Source organism: Roseobacter sp. S87 (assembly GCF_055693285.1).
The window spans coordinates 3,441,272-3,462,344 of the sequence record NZ_JBVFTR010000004.1 but is presented as its reverse complement, the minus strand read 5'-3'; the positions used below and the strand labels follow the sequence as shown (position 1 = coordinate 3,462,344).

The 21,073-nt window shown below is 61.1% G+C and carries 13 protein-coding genes and 2 pseudogenes; 5 read left to right on the top strand and 10 right to left on the bottom strand.

The genetic code is table 11. The annotated features are described in order from the left end of the window. Positions 1–3: 3 nt before the first annotated feature. From ACZ1HA_RS17930 to ACZ1HA_RS17915, 4 genes and pseudogenes are all read right to left on the bottom strand, one after another. Positions 4–1,279 (bottom strand): annotated as a pseudogene (locus ACZ1HA_RS17930) (bifunctional folylpolyglutamate synthase/dihydrofolate synthase). Beyond that, positions 1,276–2,241 carry an acetyl-CoA carboxylase, carboxyltransferase subunit beta gene (gene accD / locus ACZ1HA_RS17925; RefSeq protein WP_472714868.1) on the bottom strand — a complete coding sequence of 322 codons (966 nt, stop codon included), beginning with the start codon at positions 2,239–2,241 and terminating at the stop codon, positions 1,276–1,278. The pseudogene ACZ1HA_RS17930 and the gene accD overlap by 4 nt, the downstream one beginning before the upstream one ends. A 57-nt stretch (positions 2,242–2,298) precedes the next feature. Further along, positions 2,299–3,195, bottom strand: coding sequence for a lysostaphin resistance A-like protein (locus ACZ1HA_RS17920; protein WP_472715347.1), 897 nt, complete (start codon positions 3,193–3,195; stop codon positions 2,299–2,301). Between the two features lie 5 nt (positions 3,196–3,200). Further along, entirely contained in the window at positions 3,201–6,332 is a 3,132-nt protein-coding gene (locus tag ACZ1HA_RS17915; protein WP_472714867.1) for an ABC transporter transmembrane domain-containing protein, read from the bottom strand. 212 nt (positions 6,333–6,544) lie between these two features. Between ACZ1HA_RS17915 and ilvD the strand changes: the two genes are divergently transcribed. Beyond that, the gene (gene ilvD / locus ACZ1HA_RS17910) at positions 6,545–8,308 is read left to right on the top strand and encodes a dihydroxy-acid dehydratase (protein WP_472714866.1); all 1,764 of its coding nucleotides are present in this window, start codon (positions 6,545–6,547) and stop codon (positions 8,306–8,308) included. Positions 8,309–8,427: 119 nt separating this feature from the next. Here ilvD and ACZ1HA_RS17905 read toward each other — a convergent pair whose 3' ends face one another. The 4 genes and pseudogenes from ACZ1HA_RS17905 to ACZ1HA_RS17890 form a co-directional block, all read right to left on the bottom strand. Beyond that, on the bottom strand, positions 8,428–9,762 hold the full coding sequence (locus tag ACZ1HA_RS17905; protein ID WP_375229334.1) for a S41 family peptidase: 1,335 nt from the start codon (positions 9,760–9,762) through the stop codon (positions 8,428–8,430). Positions 9,763–9,767: 5 nt separating this feature from the next. Continuing rightward, on the bottom strand, positions 9,768–10,901 hold the full coding sequence (locus ACZ1HA_RS17900; protein WP_472714865.1) for a murein hydrolase activator EnvC family protein: 1,134 nt from the start codon (positions 10,899–10,901) through the stop codon (positions 9,768–9,770). Continuing rightward, a complete protein-coding gene (gene gpmI, locus ACZ1HA_RS17895) occupies positions 10,886–12,403 on the bottom strand; it encodes a 2,3-bisphosphoglycerate-independent phosphoglycerate mutase (protein ID WP_472714864.1) in 1,518 nt (505 codons plus the stop codon). The genes ACZ1HA_RS17900 and gpmI overlap by 16 nt, the downstream gene beginning before the upstream one ends. A gap of 90 nt (positions 12,404–12,493) precedes the next feature. Next, positions 12,494–15,425 (bottom strand): annotated as a pseudogene (locus tag ACZ1HA_RS17890) (error-prone DNA polymerase). A gap of 121 nt (positions 15,426–15,546) precedes the next feature. Between ACZ1HA_RS17890 and ACZ1HA_RS17885 the strand changes: the two are divergent. From ACZ1HA_RS17885 to polA, 4 genes are all read left to right on the top strand, one after another. Continuing rightward, complete coding sequence (locus tag ACZ1HA_RS17885) at positions 15,547–16,011, top strand: DUF1203 domain-containing protein (protein ID WP_472714863.1); 465 nt, start codon at positions 15,547–15,549, stop codon at positions 16,009–16,011. Positions 16,012–16,091: 80 nt separating this feature from the next. Continuing rightward, positions 16,092–16,271: a zinc-finger domain-containing protein gene (locus ACZ1HA_RS17880; protein ID WP_375229338.1), complete on the top strand. Its 180-nt coding sequence runs from the start codon at positions 16,092–16,094 to the stop codon at positions 16,269–16,271. A gap of 58 nt (positions 16,272–16,329) precedes the next feature. Beyond that, a complete protein-coding gene (locus ACZ1HA_RS17875; protein WP_472714862.1) occupies positions 16,330–16,785 on the top strand; it encodes a hypothetical protein in 456 nt (151 codons plus the stop codon). A gap of 79 nt (positions 16,786–16,864) precedes the next feature. Next, the gene (polA, locus tag ACZ1HA_RS17870; protein WP_472714861.1) at positions 16,865–19,660 is read left to right on the top strand and encodes a DNA polymerase I; all 2,796 of its coding nucleotides are present in this window, start codon (positions 16,865–16,867) and stop codon (positions 19,658–19,660) included. On the opposite strand, the gene ACZ1HA_RS17865 is transcribed toward polA, so the two are convergent. Both ACZ1HA_RS17865 and ACZ1HA_RS17860 read right to left on the bottom strand, forming a co-directional pair. Next, positions 19,661–20,380, bottom strand: a complete 720-nt coding sequence (locus ACZ1HA_RS17865; protein ID WP_472714860.1) for a TIM barrel protein — start codon at positions 20,378–20,380, stop codon at positions 19,661–19,663. Positions 20,381–20,491: 111 nt separating this feature from the next. Continuing rightward, the gene (locus ACZ1HA_RS17860) at positions 20,492–21,067 is read right to left on the bottom strand and encodes a DUF1285 domain-containing protein (RefSeq protein ID WP_472714859.1); all 576 of its coding nucleotides are present in this window, start codon (positions 21,065–21,067) and stop codon (positions 20,492–20,494) included. Between the last annotated feature and the right edge of the window lie 6 nt (positions 21,068–21,073).

The following is a 21,073-nucleotide window of genomic DNA, read 5'->3' as shown; positions in this document are numbered from 1 at the left end:
CACTCAGCCGTTGTCGCGCAGGACATTTCCGGCCAGATAGAGGGACCCGCAGATCAGTATTCGCGCATGTGGTGTATGTGCTGTAATTTGCTCTACAGCTGCGTGCACATCAGCTGCCACACCGGCCGTCAGACCCGCCGCCTGTGCCGCATCGGCCGTGGTTTCCGCGGGCAGCGTGTTCGCCTCGCCCGGGATCGATACGGCCACCAGCCCGTCGGCGGCGCGCGCAACCGGGCGCATATACCCGCCGATATCCTTTGTGTTGAGCATGCCGCAGATGAGCCACGTGGGGCGCTCCGGCAGTGTTCCCAGATGCTCTGCCAACGCCTCGCCAGCCGCGGGGTTATGTCCACCATCCAGCCAGAGCTCCGCAGCCCCGGCAGCCTCGATCAGCGGCCCGTGTCTGAGTCGCTGCAACCGCGCGGGCCAGGTGGCTTTCGTCACCGCAGCCTCGCAGGCAGCAGCCGGTATCTCAAGGTGCCTGAGAACGGCGAGTGCAGCACCCGCATTCATGATCTGATGTGCGCCAGTGCAGAACCGGCAGCGGCAGATCAAGCAAACCACTTTCATCCTGGAAAACCATCCCGTCGCGTTCGGGGGCCGCATGCCAGTGCTGACCGTAAGCCAGAAGCGGCGCACCCAGCCGGTTCGCAGTCGCCTCAATCACATCCATGCCGTCGTCGGCCTGGCGTGAGACAACACAGGGCACACCCCGTTTGATGATGCCCGCCTTTTCACCGGCAATCTGACCGACCGTGTCCCCCAGAAACTGCTGATGATCCAGAGACACCGGTGTGATCACCGTCATCACCGGTTTGTCCACAACGTTTGTCGCGTCCAGCCTGCCGCCGAGGCCAACCTCCAGCAGGGTGTAGTTCGCAGGCTTCCGCGCAAACGCGAGGATCGCCGCACAGGTTGTGATCTCGAAATAAGTAATGTCGGCGCCACCGTTCGCCGCATAGCATTCATCCAGAACTGCTGTCAGATCCTCTTCGGGGATCAGATCTCCGGCAACGCGGATACGTTCATGGAACCGGGCAAGATGCGGGCTTGTGTAGGCGTGGACCCGATGCCCCGCAGCCTCAAGCCCCGCACGGATCATGGCCTGGGTGGATCCTTTGCCATTGGTCCCGGCAAGGTGAATGACCGGGGGCAGATCGTTTTGCGGATTTCCAAGCGCATCAAGCAGTCGCCAGACACGGTCCAGCGTCAGATCAATCACTTTGGGATGCAGCGCCATCATCCTCTCAAGGATGACATCCGATGTCAGCGCGGTCATTTCTTTGGCGGGTCCTGCGGCTCTGCTTCAGCCTCCGCAATAACTGCTTCTGCGGCTTCGGCAGCGGCTTCCTGATCCGGATCAGGCGCCGGCAGATCACCCCGGACAGGGGGCGGCATGCCCAGCAGCATGCGGGTGATGGTGATCAGCTCTTCACGCATCTTTCCGCGGTGCGTGACCCGGTCCAGCATGCCATGATCCAGCAGATATTCCGCGCGCTGGAACCCTTCGGGCAGTTTTTCACGGATCGTCTGTTCGATCACCCGTGGCCCGGCGAAACAGATCAGGGCATTGGGTTCGGCAATATGCACATCACCCAGCATCGCATAGCTGGCCGTCACGCCGCCGGTCGTCGGATGGGTCAGCACGACGATGTACGGCAGACCGGCTTCCTTGAGCATCTGCACCGCCACTGTGGTGCGCGGCATCTGCATCAGGGACAGAATGCCCTCCTGCATGCGGGCACCACCTGCCGCGGAAAACAGGATCAGCGGACGTTTGAGCTTCACCGCTTCTTCGGCTGCGGCAATGATCGCATTGCCGACATACATGCCCATCGATCCGGCCATGAAGGAAAAGTCCTGCGCGGCAGCGACAATCGGCGTCCGGCCGATTTCACCACGCGCAACCAGCATCGCCTCTTTCTCAGAAGTCTGCTTCTGTGCGGCCTTCAGCCGGTCCGGGTAACGTTTCTGGTCACGGAAACTCAGCGGGTCGGCAACGGGTGCTGTGACCTCAACCTCCGTAAAGACCCCGCCGTCAAAAAGCGCGGTAAACCGGTCACGCGCTGTGATGTGCATGTGGTGATCACAGTTGGAACAGACGTTCAGATTGTCTGCCACTTCGCGGTGAAACAGCATCGTTCCGCACTCAGGGCACTTGGTCCACAGATTGTCCGGCGTTTCGCGGCGCGAGAAGATCGAATTGATCCTCGGCCGGACATAGTTCGTGATCCAGTTCATACGGCCACCCCTGTTACTCTCAGACCCCTAAATAAGACCGCGCCGCAGAAAGTGCAATCAGCGGCGAAGCGCAAGGCGTGCGCCGAGCCAGCTGATAAACATCAGGGCAAAATCCACCGGCAGCCATGCCCGCAGCGTATCGGAATCCTCCATCGAAAAGGGTGTCACGTAAAGCGACAGACCCGACAGAGTGTCCGGCAGCGAAATCAGCAGAAGTGCTGCAAAGTTGTTGATAAAATGCACCGCAATCGCCGGACCCAGAGTGCCCGAGCGTGCGGTGAGATCCGCCATAAGCACGCCGAACATCACCGCCCAAAGCGCAATCAGCGTCGCATTAGGCCCCGCTTCGAGCGGCATGTAGTGCCCCAGACCAAACAACAGCGCAGGCACCAGAAGCCAGATGGCCCGTGCGCGGAACCGGGCAGCCAGCTGTTGCTGGATATAGCCGCGAAAGAGGATTTCCTCGGCGCTGACCTGCACCAGCACCGCGCCTGCTGACAGCGGCAGCAAGAGCATCCAGGTGCCGAAATCCAGATTGGGTACGAGATCGCCGCCCATGCCCCACGGCGGCAGCACGAAAATCGCAGCATTCAGCACCACCAGAACGATCAGCACATCAAGAAACTGCCGCCTGGTTTCACGAAAATCGCCGAACACGCTGGTGATGCCGCGGCTGTGGGCAACCCGGACAGCCACGGCGACGCCCAGCGTCATAAAACCAAATGTGCCCAGCAGAACGAGCATACGCACCGGGGAATTCCCGCCGGACGCCGAGACAAAGAAATCAAGGGCACCCGGGCCCAGCATGGTGCCGAGGAACTGAAAGAACATCTGATTGCACAGCAGATACACTCCGGCGACCAGAATGAGCCCCATCAGAAGGCGCCACACCTGGGCGGTCCGGCGCACAGGCTCGATCAGCGCATCATACGCGCGGTAATCCTGGCGGTTCAGCACGTTCAGTCGCCCGCCTTCTCAGTTTCGGATGCCTGTCTCGCCTCTTCTTCGGCTTCGGCGGTCAGTTCGACGGCACGATCCCGCACATTGACGCGCGCTTCGCGCAGCAGCTCGGCAGCACCGGTCAGGTGTTCGGCCACGGTATGCAGCAGCTGCATCAGAACACCTGTGTCATTCTCTATGACCGAGCGGAATTCTTTTGCGCCGATGCGCAGGAACTGCGAATCCTCGGTGGCCGTCAGGTCCAGCTGCCGCGGCTCATTGAGGATAATCGCGAGGTCCCCGATCAGCCGCCCGGGCTCCACCGCCGTCACATCCCGTGAAACGCCATCGTCATCGCGGTAGCTCATCATCCCGCGACCGGAGAGACACAGATACGCAGCATCCGGTTTTTCACCCATCGCGAAAATACGTTTGCCTTCTTTGGCATTGTACCAGGTCGCAGAGAAAGCGAGCAGACGCTGGCTGCGGGCATCCAGACTGGCAAAGAGTTCGGTCCGTGAAATCGCGCGGATTTTGCGACGCAGGTCATCGGAACCGGTGTCGCTTTCTTCGCGGGTTTCCATCGACGTATCACCATCAATGCGGCCGTTCTGGATTTCGACGTAGATGTCATAAGCCTGCGGGTTGGCAAATTTTTCCTCAAGGAAGATCAGCGTGGTCTTCGGCAGCAGTTCCTGCAGACGGCTGCGTGTTTTGCTGCGCGTTTCGGCGTCATGACTGGCCAGCACGGTATCCAGAATCAGAATGTCCGGACGTTTGATCCCGGCACGGCTGAACGCAGCACGCTCCTGGAAGACTGACGCCAGGTTTGCCCCTCCAAGGCCTGTCGGCACGTCCAGGATTGTCTCCGCAACAAAGCGTTTGAGCTCGTGTCGGGTGAGCACTTCGGCCACCACGTCCTCGACGAGCTCTCCCTGAACACCGGCCACGGCAGAGATTTTGCCGTAAAGCACGTTTTCCATAATCGACAGGCGCGGCAGGTAGTTGTCCGGCGTGATCGGGACAAACAGGCTTTGCGCCCGCGCGCGCATTTCATCGCTCTTGGCACGGCGGATTTCGAGAATTTCCTGTTTGAATGCCTCGGGGAAGGCTGGTCCGATCTGTTCTGCACTGAACGCGAAAGGCACCGTCAATAGCAGCGCAAACTCCTCTTCGGTCAGCGCCTGATCACCCTTGTCCTGGCGGCGTGCCGCGATATCGACGAGACGTTCGTAAAGGGTGTCTTCGATACCAAGTGCGGTGAACAGCGGATGTCCCGTGCCGTCCATGCCAAAGGTCTGGTGCAGTGTCTCGATGAGGGTCTGCGAGATCGCGATACCCTGTTCGGCAAGCCCCAGTTCAATGATCAGCGACAGGAAATCATGCTCGGCAGCCAGACCTTCCTGACTGATGTCGCGCTTGGGTGCAGCAAACATCAGGTTACCGCCAAGCGGGATCGACGGGTTGAATTCATCAGGATGAAAGCGGTGCACAACTGAATCGAGGCCACGCTCCACGAGCAGCTCATGAACCTCGTCGCGCAGTGCAACAAGACGGGACGCCAGATCAGGATGGTCGACCGGATCCATGCGCGCACCAAGCATCCGGCGGAACATAAACTCATCAAGGCCCATCGCCTCAACCAGCTGGAACCACCAGCCCCGGATTTCCTCTGCCGAATTCAGACCTGCGATCCCCGGATCAAGCCATTCGGCCTTCAGGCTGTCGGGGCTGTTGCCGGAGCGGGCGGCTTCCATGGCATGCCGGTCTTTTCTGTCGGGGTCCCACAACACCGTTTTCGGGCTGGATTTCAGCGGCATCAGCAGGTTGTCACCCAGCGTGCCGTCAAAGAGGTAGGGTCGCGAGTGGGCATATCCGATCCGCGCTGCCACCACGGCCTGGTGCAACTCTGAAAGTTCATGTCCCGCGATGGTCACGCTGCCACGCGCCGGCATCACTTCCCGCGTCAGCAGTTCTGCCATGGCAGTGCGCTCGACCTGACTTGAGGCTTTAATTGCCACGCGCGCGCCGGCGGGAATCTCAAGATCGATATTCTCAAGGACCGCGTTGCCGTCCGCATTCCGGACGGTGACATTGTGGATCGAGATTGCACCATCCAGGTGCGGCATCTCTGCGGGCTCACCTTCAAACAGGCCCTCGTCAATCATGCCCGATGGCGCAAACCGTTCCGTGACGATCTCCCAGCGCAGAGACATATCCTGCACCTGGTTGTAGTAGGTCAGCAGCTCCTTCCACGGGCTGGAAAGATCCTTGTAGGCTGCCAGTGCCGCGACCAGCGCACCCACTGTGATCTCTCCGCGGATGGCCAGAATGCCGCCCACCGAATAGAAGAAAAAAGGCGTCAGCTGGGTGATGAAGTTATTGAGAAACTTCATGAAGAATTTCTTCTGGTAGATCTGGAACCGGATCTCAAAAAGCTTGCCCAGCCGGCTGGTGAACCCGGCCAGCCGGAACCGCCAGCCGCCGTTTGTGCGAAGATCAGTGATGCCGGCCGCCGTTTCGCCGATTTCGGCCGCCAGCTGACGCACTTCCACGATGCGTTTTTTGTTCAGCAGGTTGATCTGCCGCTGGAGCATCGGAATAAGCCAGGCCTGCAGCGGTATGAGCGCGATCCCTGCGAGGCCGAACCAGATGCTCTGCGCAAAAAGAAACACCACAATAATCAGCATCTGACCGGCCTGGAAAACCGGCTGAGCCACAGCATCCCCCATCAGCCCGCCCATCGGCTCTGCCTCGGAGGTTACCATAGAGACCAGCTCACCCTGGCTGGTTGACCGGAAATAGGCGCGCGGGAAGCGCATCATCCGCCCGATCAGCTGGTACCGGAACCGCCGCAGCAGTCGCTCGGCCAGCACACCCTTCATCGTATTCAGGCGCATCTTCAGCAGCCCGTGGACCAGAACGGCACCCAGATACAGACCGCAGAGCGTCAGCAGAAACTGCGTCTGACTGAATTCAATACCCCAGACCATGACGACGTCTTTGTCGGCACCGATCGCATCGTTGATGATCCGCTTTGGCAGCTCAAGCGTCGCGTAGAGAAACGGAAAGGTGAAAATCGTGAAGAACAGCAGAAACAGCTGCTCTTTTTTGGAGAACTTCCAGATGAATGAAAAAAGAGATGGTTCCATAAACCGGCTTTCAGAAGGGTCCGCTTCGCGGGCCGCGCGCGACCGCCAGAGGAGCAGCCGGGTTTTGCCTGAAGGACAACTTAGGCGCGCAGTCAGGCCAATACAAGCGCGCAGACGCGTGCAGCCCTGTGCAGGAATAAACGCTGGAGCCTTGCAGCAGCGCGGACGGATGGCTATTCCGGGCGGGACTCATCTGAGGGAGAGGCTTATCCATGTCCACACCGCGTTTTGACAAATCGAAACTGCCCAGCCGTCACGTGACCGAAGGGCCGGCGCGCGCGCCACACCGTTCCTACTATTATGCGATGGGCATGACTGACGAGGAAATTCACCAGCCGTTGGTGGGCGTGGCCACCTGCTGGAACGAAGCCGCTCCGTGTAATATCGCGCTCAACCGCCAGGCTCAGGCCGTGAAAATGGGTGTGAAACGCGAAGACGGAACTCCGCGGGAATTCACGACGATCACTGTGACCGACGGTATCGCCATGGGCCATGAGGGCATGCGCTCCTCGCTTGCGTCCCGCGAGGCGATTGCCGACACGGTTGAACTGACCATGCGCGGCCACTGCTATGACGCGATTGTGGGTCTGGCAGGTTGCGACAAGTCCCTGCCGGGTATGATGATGGCGATGATCCGCCTCAACGTGCCGTCGGTGTTCCTTTATGGCGGGTCGATCCTGCCGGGCCGCGCGCCCACTGGCGCCCCCGTGCCAGAAGATTTCGCGGATCGCGATCTGACCGTTCAAGACATGTTCGAGGCGGTCGGCCGTCAGCAGAACGGCACGCTCAGCGAAGCCGAGCTGGAAATCCTGGAACGCGTGGCCTGCCCGTCGGCCGGTGCCTGTGGTGGCCAGTTCACGGCCAATACCATGGCCTGTGTTTCTGAGGCCATTGGTCTCGCGCTGCCGAACTCTGCGGGTGCCCCTGCGCCCTATGAGAGCCGTGATGCTTACGCCGAAGCCTCCGGTGCCGCGGTCATGAACCTCATCGAGAAAAACATCCGTGCCCGCGATATCGTAACGCGCAAATCGCTGGAAAACGCGGCGCGTATCGTGGCCTGCACGGGCGGCTCCACCAACGCGGGTCTGCACCTGCCGGCGATGGCACATGAGGCGGGTATCGACTTCTTCCTCGAAGACGTCTGCGAGATTTTCCGCGACACACCTTATTTCGTCGACCTGAAGCCAGGCGGCCAGTATGTCGCCAAGGACATGTACGAATGCGGCGGTGTGCCGGTGGTGCTCAAAGAGCTCCGCAAGGCCGGTCTGCTGCACGAAGACTGCATGACTGCAACCGGCTATTCCATTGGTGAAGAGATCGACAAGGTCAGCCTCGAAGCCGATGGCCGCGTGATCCATCCGGTTGAAACGCCGCTGTCGAAAACAGGCGGTGTCGTGGGCCTCAAGGGCAACCTCGCGCCCGAAGGCGCCATCGTGAAGATCGCGGGCATGGAACCCCAGCACCTGCTGTTTACCGGCCCGGCACGCGTTTTCGAATGCGAACAGGACGCCTTTGATGCGGTTCAGAACCGCACCTACGAAGAGGGCGACGTCTTTGTGATCCGCAACGAAGGTCCGGCAGGCGGCCCCGGCATGCGCGAAATGCTGGCCACCACGGCAGCCCTGTCCGGTCAGGGCATGGGTAAAAAGGTGGCGCTGATCACCGATGGCCGTTTCTCAGGCGCGACACGCGGTTTCTGCGTGGGTCACGTGGGCCCTGAAGCCGCCCACGGCGGACCCATCGCCCTGCTGGAAAACGGCGACATGATCACGCTGAACGCCATCGAAGGCACCATTTCCGTGGACCTGACCGACGAAGAACTGGCCACGCGGAAAGAAAACTGGAAGGGCGCCCGCCCGACCATCTACGGTGCCGGGGCGCTGTGGAAATACGCGCAGCTGGTCGGCCCGACTTACCTCGGGGCCGTGACGCACCCGGGCGGCAAAAAAGAGGGCCATGATTACATGGACCTCTGAAACAGATGGCCCCGCGCCTGCTGCGCGCGGGGTGATCGCTTCCGGGCAACCCGCAACAGCGCATCAAAAAACCCCGCCGGATGTCCGGCGGGGTTTTTCATTTGCATCAGGCAGGCTGATCAGTTCTGTGAACCAATCGCCGACAGACCTTTGAGAATGTCGATAGCATAGGCGAGCTGATAATCTTCCTCGCGCAGTGCCGCGGCAGCTTCTGCTTTGGCCCGGTCCGCCTCGATCTGTTCGATCTCGTCTTCGGACAGGCTGTCGTTGTTCAGGCTGCCGCGCAGGTCCGCCTCGGAACGCGACGGACGATCGTCCTCCGCTTCGGCCTCTTCGTTCGGCCGGCGGCGCGGCTGTTCCACGATGATGTCAGGTGAGACACCCAGCGCCTGAATGGACCGGCCCGACGGCGTGTAATACCGCGCGGTGGTCAGGCGCATCGCCCCATCACTTCGCAGGGGCATCACCGTCTGGACAGACCCTTTGCCGAAACTCTTGGTGCCGACGACAATCGCACGGCGGTGATCCTGCAGCGCACCGGCAACAATCTCGGAAGCCGAGGCCGATCCACCGTTGATCAGCACGACAATGGGCTTGCCCTCTGCAAGGTCGCCCGGCGTTGCGTTGAACCGCTCACCATCCTGAACCTCACGTCCACGGGTGGAGACGATCTCACCTTTTTCAAGGAAGGCGTCCGATACGCGGATCGCCTGGGTCAGCAGACCACCGGGGTTGTTACGCAGATCGACGACGATGCCGTTGATCGCATCCATGCCACCGGCCTCTTCGACCTGTTTTTGCAGGCCGGATTCCAGATTGGTATAGGTCTGGTCGTTAAAGGTGGTCACCCGCAGGACAACCGTGTCGCCTTCGGTGCGGGTCCGGACAGCTGTCAGCTTGATCGTGTCGCGGATGATGGAGACATCAAACGGCTCGGCCTCGCCTTCGCGCACGACGGTAATGATGATCTCGGACCCGACCGGGCCACGCATCATAGTCACCGCTTCATCGAGGCTCAGCCCCAGCACCGATTCCCCATCCACATGAGTGATGAAATCGCCGGCTTCCATACCCGCTTCGTCTGCGGGCGTGCCATCAATGGGCGAGACCACTTTGACGAAACCCTCTTCCTGGGTCACTTCGATACCAAGCCCGCCGAATTCACCGCGTGTCTGCACACGCATCTGGGCCGCATCATCCGGGCTGAGATAACTTGAATGCGGATCCAGCGATGTGAGCATACCGTCAATCGCGGCCTCAATCAGATCGCCCGGATCGACCTCTTCGACGTATTGGGCACGGATCCGCTCGAAAATATCGCCGAACAGATCCAACTGCTCATAGACACTGCCGGAGCGTTGCGATTCCTGCGCCAGCAGCGGGCCTGCGACCTGCGTGGTCGCCAGGACCCCTGCAAGCGTGCCGCCCAGCGCGGCCATGGCAAACTTCTTCATACCGGTTATCCATCCTTATCGGTTCGGAACCAGAGGCTCGGGTCCTCAGGTGTGTTGTTCTGTCTTACCTCTATATAGAGCGTTTCTGGCGGCTGTGCGCCAGTGTCATCACCATCTGTTGAAACTTCTGTTTCCCCTGTTGCCGGTGTACCGCCCATCAGACCGAGCGGATCCCCTGCCGCAACCACCTCTCCTGCGCTGCCATAAAGCGTCTCAAGGCCTGCAAGAACGATGAGAACATCCGATTGCGGCTCAATAATGACCGCGTTCCCGAAATCGAGCAGCGGGCCGGCATAACGCACGGTCGCCGGAACCGGTGCGGTGACAACGGCCTGCCCGGCCGCTGCGATAATGATCCCCGGGCGCACAACGCCTGCAGCATCCGGCTCCCCCGCACGACGCGTGATCGTGCCCCCCACCGGAAGCGGCAGATCCCCTTTCTGTGCAACGGCCGGCAGCGGGGCATCGTCGGTTTCATCCACGGCGATCCGTTCAAGACCCCGGGCGAAACTGTCCAGCGTATCCGCCGAGGCGATCAGAATGGCCTCACGCACCGGATCATTGGTGAAACGCCGCGGCAGGTCTCCGCGATCGGCGATCGCCTGGCTCAGCTGGGTGCGTGCCGCCTGCAGATCATTCAGACCTTCCTGCAGACGCAGTTCGGCATCCGCCTGCAGGCTCTGCAACCGCTGCAGTTCGCCAAAGTCTTCGCGCAGCGCCAGCGCCCGGGCATTCAGTTCAGGTACAAGGCCAGAGAGCACCATGCCCGCACGCACACTGCCAGCAGGCCCTTCCGGATGCAGCAGCAGCACAGGCGACGGTCCGGCGGACACCCCGCGTAATGTTACCAGAAGGGCGGCGATTTCACTGTCGCGACGGCGCAGATCACTGCCAAGCGCCTGCTCGCGCGACGTGGCGGCCCTCAGACCGGTGCGCACAGCAGCAAGCCCATCCTCAAAAGCGCGGATGGTCTCGGTCAGCGCGCGCACCCGCTCTCTGCCGGATCCCGCCGCATCCAGCGCATCTGACGCCGCCTCAAGACGTGCCATCGCAGCCCGCGCCTCACTGACCGGGTCTGCCGCACCCACAAAGGGGAACAGACAAAACGCAACAACGAGACCCCTCAGGACAGCAGGCATGTACCGGTCATCTCATCTGGTTTTTCAATCTGCATCAGGTGCAGCAGCGTCGGTGCCAGATCGGCCAGACGTCCGTCTGACAGCTGCGCACCATCGGGCGCGCCCACCACAACAACCGGCACCGGGTTCAGCGTGTGCGCCGTATGTGGCCCACCGGTCTCAGGATCGATCATCACGTCACAGTTGCCATGATCCGCACAAACGATCATCGCACCACCCGCCGCCTCAAGCGCCTCAAGCGCCCGGCCCAGACCGGCATCCACAGCTTCACAGGCACGCATCGCCGCTTCCAGATCGCCGGTATGACCGACCATGTCCGGGTTGGCGTAGTTCACGACAATCAGATCGTAACCCTCCCGGATCGCGCCAACCAGTGCATCCGTCACTTCACCCGCTGACATCTCAGGCTGCAGATCATACGTCGCCACATCGGGTGATTTGGGCATTTTCCTGTCTTCACCGTCAAAGGAAACCTCCTCGCCCCCATTCAGGAAGAAGGTCACATGCGGGTACTTTTCCGTCTCCGCGAGACGGTATTGCCGCAGACCTTTCTGCGCCACCCAGTCGCCCAGCGTGTTTTTGATTTCCGGCTTGGGATACATCACCGTCATGTATTCAGAATGCGCTTCGGAATACTGCGCCATGCCCATCAGCGCCGCCCAGGAAACGCGCGCGCCACGGTCAAACCCGTCAAACTCCGCCGCACCAACAGCCGCCATGATCTCGCGCGCCCGGTCCGCCCGGAAATTCAGACAGAAAACACCGTCACCATCCTGCGCGCCGGTATAGCCACCGATGACAGACGGCACGATGAATTCATCTGTTTCTCCGCGCGCATGTGCGGCCTCAACGGCGCTGGCTGCTGTTGCCACCTGTGCACCCTCACCGCTGACAATTGCCGCATAGGCCTTTCCAACCCGGTCCCAGCGGTTGTCCCGGTCCATCGCGTAATAGCGCCCGGTAACGGTGGCGATGCTCACGCCGGGCGGCAGGGATGCCTCCAGCGCAGCGATAAACCCCGGAGCCGAGGTAGGCGCTACATCCCGTCCGTCGGTCAGCGCATGCACCACGACCGGCAACCCCGCATCCGCCAGCGCACGGGCCGCGGCAATCATATGAGAAATGTGCCCATGCACACCGCCATCTGAAACCACGCCCATCAGATGTGCGGTTCCGCCGGTCTCCTTCAGAGTTGCAATAAAGTCCCGAAGGCGCTGGTTTTCGGCAAAACTGCCCTCTTCAATCGCCAGATCAATCTGCCCCAGATCCATCGCCACGACCCGGCCCGCCCCGATATTGGTGTGCCCCACCTCCGAATTGCCCATCTGCCCGCGCGGCAATCCCACATCAGGCCCGTAGGTCACCAGAGTCGCATGCGGACAGGATGCCATCAGCCGGTCCATAGTGGGCGTCTCTGCCAGCAAAGGCGCATTACCCTCGCGACGGTCACTGATGCCCCAGCCATCAAGAATACACAGGACAACCGGCTTTGGCGCACTCATCTGCTCGTCTCCACGTTTTGTGTTTCTGGCCTTGTAACGGCTGATCCGGCGCGGGTGAACCTATTTCCCGGCGGCCGGCTTCTTCTGGCTTTAAATATCCCCGCCGGAGGCACTCATCTGCCCGGCCCCGCCACACGGCCCTGGCGTCAGCATATGGCGTAACAGTGCCAGCGGATGCGCCCGGAGCGTCAGCCGCATCGACACATAATCCTCAACCACTTCCTCACCTTTGGTCATCTCCGGCAACAGCGCCGCAGGCTCATCAATGGCCTCCCCTTCAATATCGCCCGCAAACAGCGGCAATGGCGCGCCGGGCATCAGCGCCTTGGCCTCCCACAGCGCATCGCGCCGCGACAGGCCCAGACCGGCAAAGACATCTGCCTCCGCCAGACGCGCCACCATCGCGGGATGCAGACCTGCGCGCCGCCAGACATCCCGTACAGACTGATAGCCATTACCCCGCGCCGCGGTCAGCCAGCTGGCATCCTCCTCCCCCAGCCCGCGGATCTGCCGGAAACCCAGGCGCAGCGCCAGACCGCCCTGACCGTCCGGCTCCATTGTATTGTCCCAGAAACTTGCATTCACACAGATGGGCCGGACCTCAACCCCGTGCTCGCGCGCATCCCGCACGATCTGTGCGGGCGCATAAAACCCCATCGGCTGCGCATTCAGCAACGCACAGGCAAAAACTCCCGGGTGGTGGCATTTGATCCAGGCAGAGGCATAGACCAGCAGGGCAAAACTCGCCGCGTGACTCTCCGGAAACCCATAGGATCCGAACCCTTCGATCTGGGAAAAACAGCGCTCAGCAAAATCCTCTTCGTACCCCTTACGCTTCATGCCGCGCAGGAACAGCGTCCGGAATTCGCTGACATTGCCATGTTTCTTGAAGGTCGCCAGCGAGCGGCGCAGCCGGTCCGCCTGATCGGGTGTGAATCCCGCCCCCACAATCGCAATCTGCATCGCCTGCTCCTGAAAGAGCGGCACACCCAGGGTCTTGCCCAGCACCTCACCCAGCTCGTCTGACGGGAAACTGACCGGCTCCTCCCCGTTGCGGCGCCGGATATAGGGATGCACCATATCGCCCTGGATGGGACCTGGCCGGATGATCGCCACCTCAATCACCAGATCGTAGAAATTGCGCGGCTTCATCCGTGGCAGAAAGTTCATCTGCGCGCGGCTCTCGACCTGGAAAACACCGATACTGTCCGCCCGGCAGAGCATGTCATAGACTGCCGGATCCTCGGGCGGCAGCGTCGCCAGGGTATGGCTCACCCGGTGGTGCATCTGCAGCAGATCAAAGGCCTTGCGGATGCAGGTCAGCATCCCAAGGCTCAGCACATCGACCTTCAGAATACCCAGCGTCTCGATGTCATCCTTGTCCCAGCAGATGACAGTACGCCCCTCCATCGTGGCATTCTCGACCGGCACCAGTTCATCAAGCCGCCCTTCGGTGATCACGAACCCGCCCACATGCTGGCTGAGGTGCCGCGGAAAACCGTTGATCTCATAGACCAGCGCCAGGGTCTGCTGCAGCCGCCGGTCACCTGCATCCAGCCCGATCTCGGCCATGCGTTCGGCCTCGATACCTTTGGTCGAGAAAAACCCCCAGAGCTGCGAGGAAAGCGCGGAAATTGTATCCTCCGTCAGCCCCATGGCGCGGCCCACCTCGCGGATCGCCCGTTTGCCCCGGTAATGCACCACCGTCGCACAAAGGCCCGCCCGGTGCCGCCCGTAGCGTTCATAGATATGCTGGATCACCTCTTCGCGGCGCTCATGCTCGAAATCCACGTCGATGTCGGGGGGCTCATCCCGCGCCTCGGACACGAAACGCTCAAAGACCATCGTGCCGATCTCCGGACTGACCGAGGTGATGCCCATGCAGTAACACACCACCGAATTGGCCGCAGAACCCCGGCCCTGGCACAGGATATCCCGGCTGCGGGCAAAGGCGACAATGTCCCGTACGGTCAGGAAATAGGGCTCGTACCGCAGTTTCGCGATGAGCGTCAGTTCATGTTCCAGCAACCGGTGCACCTTTTCCGGCGCACCGGAGGGGTATCGCCACTCAAGCCCCTCATAGGCCAGTGCGCCGCAGCCTTTCCGCCGGTGTTTCATGCTCCGTCCCTTCGAGCGGGTACTCATAGCGCAGTTCGTCCAGGGAAAAAGTCAGTCTCTGTGCAAGGGTATGTGTACGATCTACCGCATCCTCAAACCCCCGGAACAGGCGCCGCATCTCTGCAGTGGAGCGCAGGCGCGCCTCGCCGTTAGGCAGCGCGTCACGCCCCAGATCATCCACCCGGCGTTTCAGGCGGATGGCCGTGACCACATCCGCCAGCTTGCGGCGGGCCCCGTGATGCATCAGCGGTGCCGCACTGGCCAGGGTCGGCAGACCCAGACGGTTTGCCTCCGCCGTCAGAGCGGCAAAGCGCTCCGCATCCCGCCCGTCATAGGATGGATGCAGGCCGATATGCATGTTGCCGGCAAAGCGGCGCGCCAGCGTCTGCGCTGTTTGCACCCATCCGCCCGCGCCGCGTGGGACCTTCTGCGCCTCTGGCCACAGAATGAGCTGCAGCCCCTCGCCCCGGTCCAGCAGATCGCTGAGCTGCAGATCGCAGGAGCCTTTCTCCGCCCGCAACCGCCCGGCCGAAAGTATCCGGCAGAGCGTGGCCCAGCCTGCCCGGTTTTCCGGCAGGACTGTCACCGGGCAGGCATCGGTGAACACGAGCCTGGCGGCCGGAATAAGCCGGGGACGGACGTAAAGTGCCGGGCTCACGGCTGTCCCCTCTGGTGCGGGCGGGCCCGTCAGACCATGCCGGGCATCCCAGTCCTGGCGCTCCTGCACCTGACGGGCGATCTCGCGTGCCCGCGCATGGGCCCGCACGATGCCGGCCACCGAATTCTCATCTGCAACCGCCAGCGCCCCGATCCCCAGCGCCGCAGCACGGGAGACATATTCCTCGGGGTGGGATGCGCCCTTCAGGAAGGAAAAATTGGATGTGATACTGAGTTCGGCAAACATAGCAGGACACCCTTATATTCACCTTTTGTTCTCATTTGGAGTCCTTTTGTCATTGCGCATCATCCGGGTCGTTTCCCAGCAGCTTCCTGCGCCATACAGGACGCAGAAAAAGGAGCCTGATATGCACAGATACAACGCAATAGAGACTGAAACCGTCCGGAAATGGCAGGCAGGCGGGCCGGACGCCAACGGGCAGATACCCGAGCGGGCCATATCGGACGGCCAGGGCAATCCATGCCGTCACTGCCTGCAGCAGATCCCCCAAGGCCAGGAGATGCTGATTCTCGCACACCGGCCCTTCCGCACGGTCCAGCCCTATGCGGAAACCGGACCCATCTTTGTCTGTGCCGCGCCCTGCACAAAGGCCGACGGGAACCACATCCCGGAGATCCTGAAAACATCGCCGGATTATCTGGTCAAAGGGTATTCACCGGATGAACGCATCATCTATGGCACCGGCGAAATCACCCCTGCCGACAGTATCGGCGACAAGGTCACAGACCTATTTCGAGACCCCGCCGTCGCCTTTGTGCATGTGCGCTCTGCCCGCAACAACTGCTACCAGCTCCGCATCGACCGCCCATGACACCGGAAAACTGCAGACAGGCTTGCCCCTGACACGTGCTTTGGTCATAACGGGTCGCAAGCGATCCCGAGGAACCACCAATGACCCTGCAAGCGCCTGAAACAAAGATTGTCGACCGCTACCGCATCGCCTGTGACGGCGGCGAGGGCGCACTGGGGCATCCGCGTGTCTGGTTGCAGATCCCCAAAGACACGGGCTGGGTCGAATGTGGCTATTGCGACTGCAAATACATCCACAAGGACTTCGAAGGCAAAGTCTGAGACACGCCCTTATTCCGCCCCTTTTTGCGGGTACGTTCCGGAAAACCGGAGCGGAATCATGCAGATCGAACGACCTCAGGGCCCAACACCCTTTTCCATGACCGCCGTCGCTCTGGGCGGGATTGGCCTGTTCATCGCCCTCCTGGTGGTTTTTGCGGGCCCGTTCGCGCCGCAACAGGACATCGGGACCACCCTGGGCGAGATCGCAGGCAATATGCGCGCGGCCGCCTGGCGTTCCTTCTTTGGCCTTGAACAGCCCGAAGCAACCATTGTGCAGCGCGTCTGGGACATTGACCGCATTCTGATGGTTGCCGCACCCGCCGCGGGCGTGCTGGGCATCATCACGGCCGTGATTGCCTATGTCCGCAACGAACCCCGGCGCATCGCCGGTTACGGTCTGGCGATCAGTGTCTGTGCCGTATTTATCCAGGTCTTTCTCGCCGTGGTGATGATCATCGCTGGTGTCATGCTGCTGATCGGAATCATGCAGAATATGGATTCTATCTTCGGGTAACGGCCCGACAGCCCCAGCCCATTCTGGACTTCGCCGCGATGTCACGCCATGAAGGCAGACAACAGCGAGGGAGGCGGGCATGGCATTCGGAAAAGGGCATCATCTTCACCTGATCGACGGATCAGCGTTCATCTTCCGCGCCTATCACGCGCTGCCGCCCCTGACCCGTAAATCGGACGGTCTGCCCATCGGCGCCGTTTCGGGCTTCTGCAACATGCTGCACCGGTATGTCGAAGGGAACACCGGCCCGGACGCGCCGACCCATGTCGCCGTCATCTTTGACAAAGGCAGCCACACGTTCCGCAACGAGCTCTATGACCAGTATAAAGCCAACCGCGAGGCCATGCCCGAAGATCTGCGCCCGCAGATCCCCCTGACCCGAGAGGCGACTGAAGCCTTCAACATCGCCTGCAAGGAAAAAGAAGGCTTTGAGGCTGATGACATCATCGCCACGCTCGCCGTACAGGCCCGTGCGGCTGGCGGACGCTGCACAATCATCAGTTCAGACAAGGACCTGATGCAGCTGGTGGGCGGCGGCGTCGAAATGCTGGACGCGATGAAAAACCGCCGCATTGACCGCGACGGCGTCTTTGAGAAGTTCGGCGTATTCCCCGAACGCGTGGTGGATGTGCAGGCGTTGGCCGGCGATTCCGTCGATAACGTGCCCGGCGCGCCGGGGATCGGTGTCAAAACAGCCGCTTTGCTGATCAACGAATACGGTGATCTCGACGCACTTCTGGAACGCGCGGGCGAGATCAAGCAGCCCAAACGCCGCCAGACGCTGATCGATCACGCGGAACAGATCCGCCTGTCGCGCAGCCTGGTGCTGCTCGACGAAAACACGCCGCTGGACTTCACGATCGATGATCTGGAAGTGCGGGACCCGGACCCCGAAATGCTGATGCCGTTTCTGGCAAAGATGGAGTTCCGCACCCTCACGAAACGCATTGCCGATCAGTTGGGCGTCGAACCGCCGACCATCGAGGATACACCCGCCACAGCACCTGATGCGCCGCAGATCGAGGAGGTTCCCTTTGACACTGCGGGATATGAAAAGGTCGGCGATGCAGCTGCTTTGCAGACCTGGATCGACGAGATCTATGAACACGGCTGGGTTGCCGTGGATACCGAAACCACCGGCCTCGACGAAATGCGCGCCGAGCTGGTCGGCATTTCGCTCTGCGTGAAACCGGGCCGCGCCTGCTATATCCCGCTGACGCACAAAGCACATCGCGGTGATGATCTGTTCGGCTCGGACGATCTGGCCGAAGGGCAAATGCCCCTGAACGATGCGCTCGAACTGCTGAAACCGGTTCTTGAGGATCCGTCAATCCTCAAGATCGGCCAGAACATGAAGTATGACGCGAAAATATTTGCCCGGAATGGTGTGACTGTCGCACCCATCGAAGACACCATGCTGATGTCGTATGCGATGCACGCCGGACTCCACAATCACGGCATGGATGCGTTGTCGGAACGCTACCTCAACCACACGCCAATCCCGATAAAACCCCTGTTAGGCTCTGGTAAATCCGCGATCACCTTCGACAAGGTGCCGCTTGACGACGCCGTGCCCTATGCGGCTGAGGATGCGGAAATCACACTGCGGCTCTGGCAGCACTTCAAACCGATGCTGCACCGCGCGCAGGTCACACGCGTCTACGAATCCATGGAACGCCCGCTGGTGCCGGTGCTGGCTGGCATGGAACGCTCGGGCATCAAAGTGGACCGGGATACACTCTCGCGCATGTCGAACGCGTTCAGCCAGAAAATGGCGGGCCTGGAGGACGAAATCTACGAACTGGCCGGGCGGAAATTCAACGTAGGCTCGCCCAAACAACTGGGCGAAATCCTGTTTGATGAAATGGGTATCGAAGGCGGCAAAAAGGGCAAGACCGGCGCCTGGGCCACCGGGGCCGATGTGCTCGAAGATCTGGCGACAATGCATGAGCTGCCCGCACGGGTGCTCGACTGGCGCCAGCTGAGCAAGCTGAAATCGACCTATACGGACGCCCTGCAGGAGCATATCAACGCGGAAACGGGCCGGGTTCATACGTCTTATTCCATCGCAGGTGCATCCACTGGCAGGCTCGCATCAACAGAGCCTAACCTGCAGAATATCCCGATCCGTACCGAGGAAGGCCGCCGCATCCGGGAGGCTTTCGTCGCAGAAGAAGGCAAAACCCTCGTCGCCCTCGACTACAGCCAGATTGAGCTGCGCATCCTGGCACATATCGCGGATATTCCCGCACTGAAACAGGCCTTTGCGGACGGTCAGGACATTCATGCGATGACCGCATCCGAGATGTTCGATGTGCCACTCGACGAAATGACCCCGGACATCCGCCGTCAGGCCAAAGCCATCAACTTTGGCGTCATCTACGGCATTTCCGGCTTTGGGCTTGCGCGCAATCTGCGCATCCCGCGTGCCGAAGCGCAGGAATTCATCAACCGCTACTTCGAACGTTTCCCCGGCATCCGGACTTACATGGATGACACCAAGGCATTTGCCAAAGAACACGGGTACGTAGAGACGCTTTTTGGCCGCCGCATCCACACGCCCGAGATCGCAGCCAAGGGGCCCCGTGCCGGGTTCGCCCAGCGCGCCGCGATCAATGCGCCGATCCAGGGCACGGCGGCGGATGTCATACGCCGCGCCATGATCCGCATGCCGGCGGCTATCGAAAACCTGCCTGCCGCGATGCTGCTTCAGGTGCATGACGAACTGCTTTTCGAAGTGGATCAGGGGGCAGAGGACGCGCTGATTACCGCGGCCCGCGACGTGATGGAAAACGCCGCCGACCCGGTGGTGAAACTGGATGTGAAGCTGACAGTGGATGCGGGCACAGGCCCCAACTGGGCCGTCGCGCACTGATCAGCCCGCGAGGCCCTGCAGCCCTGTCAGGTCAGGGGCAGACTGCCCCGACAGTGGCCAGGCCGCGATGACGAGGCCCGTGTATCCGGCAGCGGCAACTGCAGCCCGCAACTCTGCGCTCAAACCGCCCGGATCCTGCGAAACAGTGACTGTTTTCAGCACATCCGCATGAGATTTCAGCGTCTGTTCCGCGCCACCAGGATCAGCGGGCAGGTCCAATGACAGACCGATCTGCGCCGCACCAACCTCGCGCACCACATCTGCAGCGCATTGGATACTGTCCGGGAACGACCCGGGCTCGGCTTCTGAGCCAATGGTCAGCGTTATGTTGGCGGGCAGATCCGCTGCAACAGCCGTCAGATTTTCTACCAGCGTGGCGCGCGCCGCATCGCCCGCCGCGACCCCGCCCAGCACATGCAGATGCGTGACACGCAGCTCATGCGCATAGCGCAGCGCGCGCCGCATATCATACCGGAATCGCTGTGCGCTGGCGGGCACTGCTGCAAAACCACGGTCACCGCCGGTATAGTTTGGCGGCGGCACTGTAATCTGCACCAGCCCGAGGCCTGCCCGCAGCAGGGCAAGCTGGGTTTCGCGCGCCGGCATCTCATAGGGGAATGGCACAGCAACGCCCGAAAGGCCCGCCGCAGCGGCCGCCTCAACACGGTCAAGAAAAGGCAGATCGGCCCAGAGCCGGTCCAGGTTTGCCGCAAGCTGCATCGTCACCCCCTGTTGCGATGCGCACCAGAATAGAGACTGTTCTGAAAGGACCCAAGAGCCCGAAACCCCGGCAGGCAAGGTGAAAAACGACAGTGGCCCGGCTGCAACGGCCTAGGGCAGTTCGGCGCTCGGGATGATGCGGAAAAAGACCCCGCATGACCACACACCGAACCAGTCGTCATGATGCGTGCCCAGATCCACCAGACGGTAAAAACTCTTACGGTCAATCAGCGCATCGAGACCCGCGCGTACGTGCACATAAGGCGAGGGTTCGCCGGTCTCCTCATCCCGCACAACGCGGATAGGGTTGTCCGGACCTGCTGTCATATGATCACCGACCTGTGTCTCAAAACACAGGGACTGGTCCTCTGCGTTGCCGGATACCTCGAAATCCACCGCGACAAAGGGGGCATCATCTACCGTGATCCCGACCTTCTCCACCGGTGTGACAAGGAAATATTTACCATCTTCCTTTTTAAGAATCGATGAAAACAGCCTGACCAGACCGGGCCGCCCGATGGGCGTGCCCTGGTAGAACCAGGTGCCGTCGCGTGCAATCCGCATGTCCAGATCACCGCAGAAAGGCGGGTTCCACAGGTGCACCGGCGGCAATCCGCGTGATTTTACAGCAGCAACAGAGGCAGCAAGGCTTTCAGCCGAGGGGGTCACGGTTTTTTGTCCACTCATAGCTTT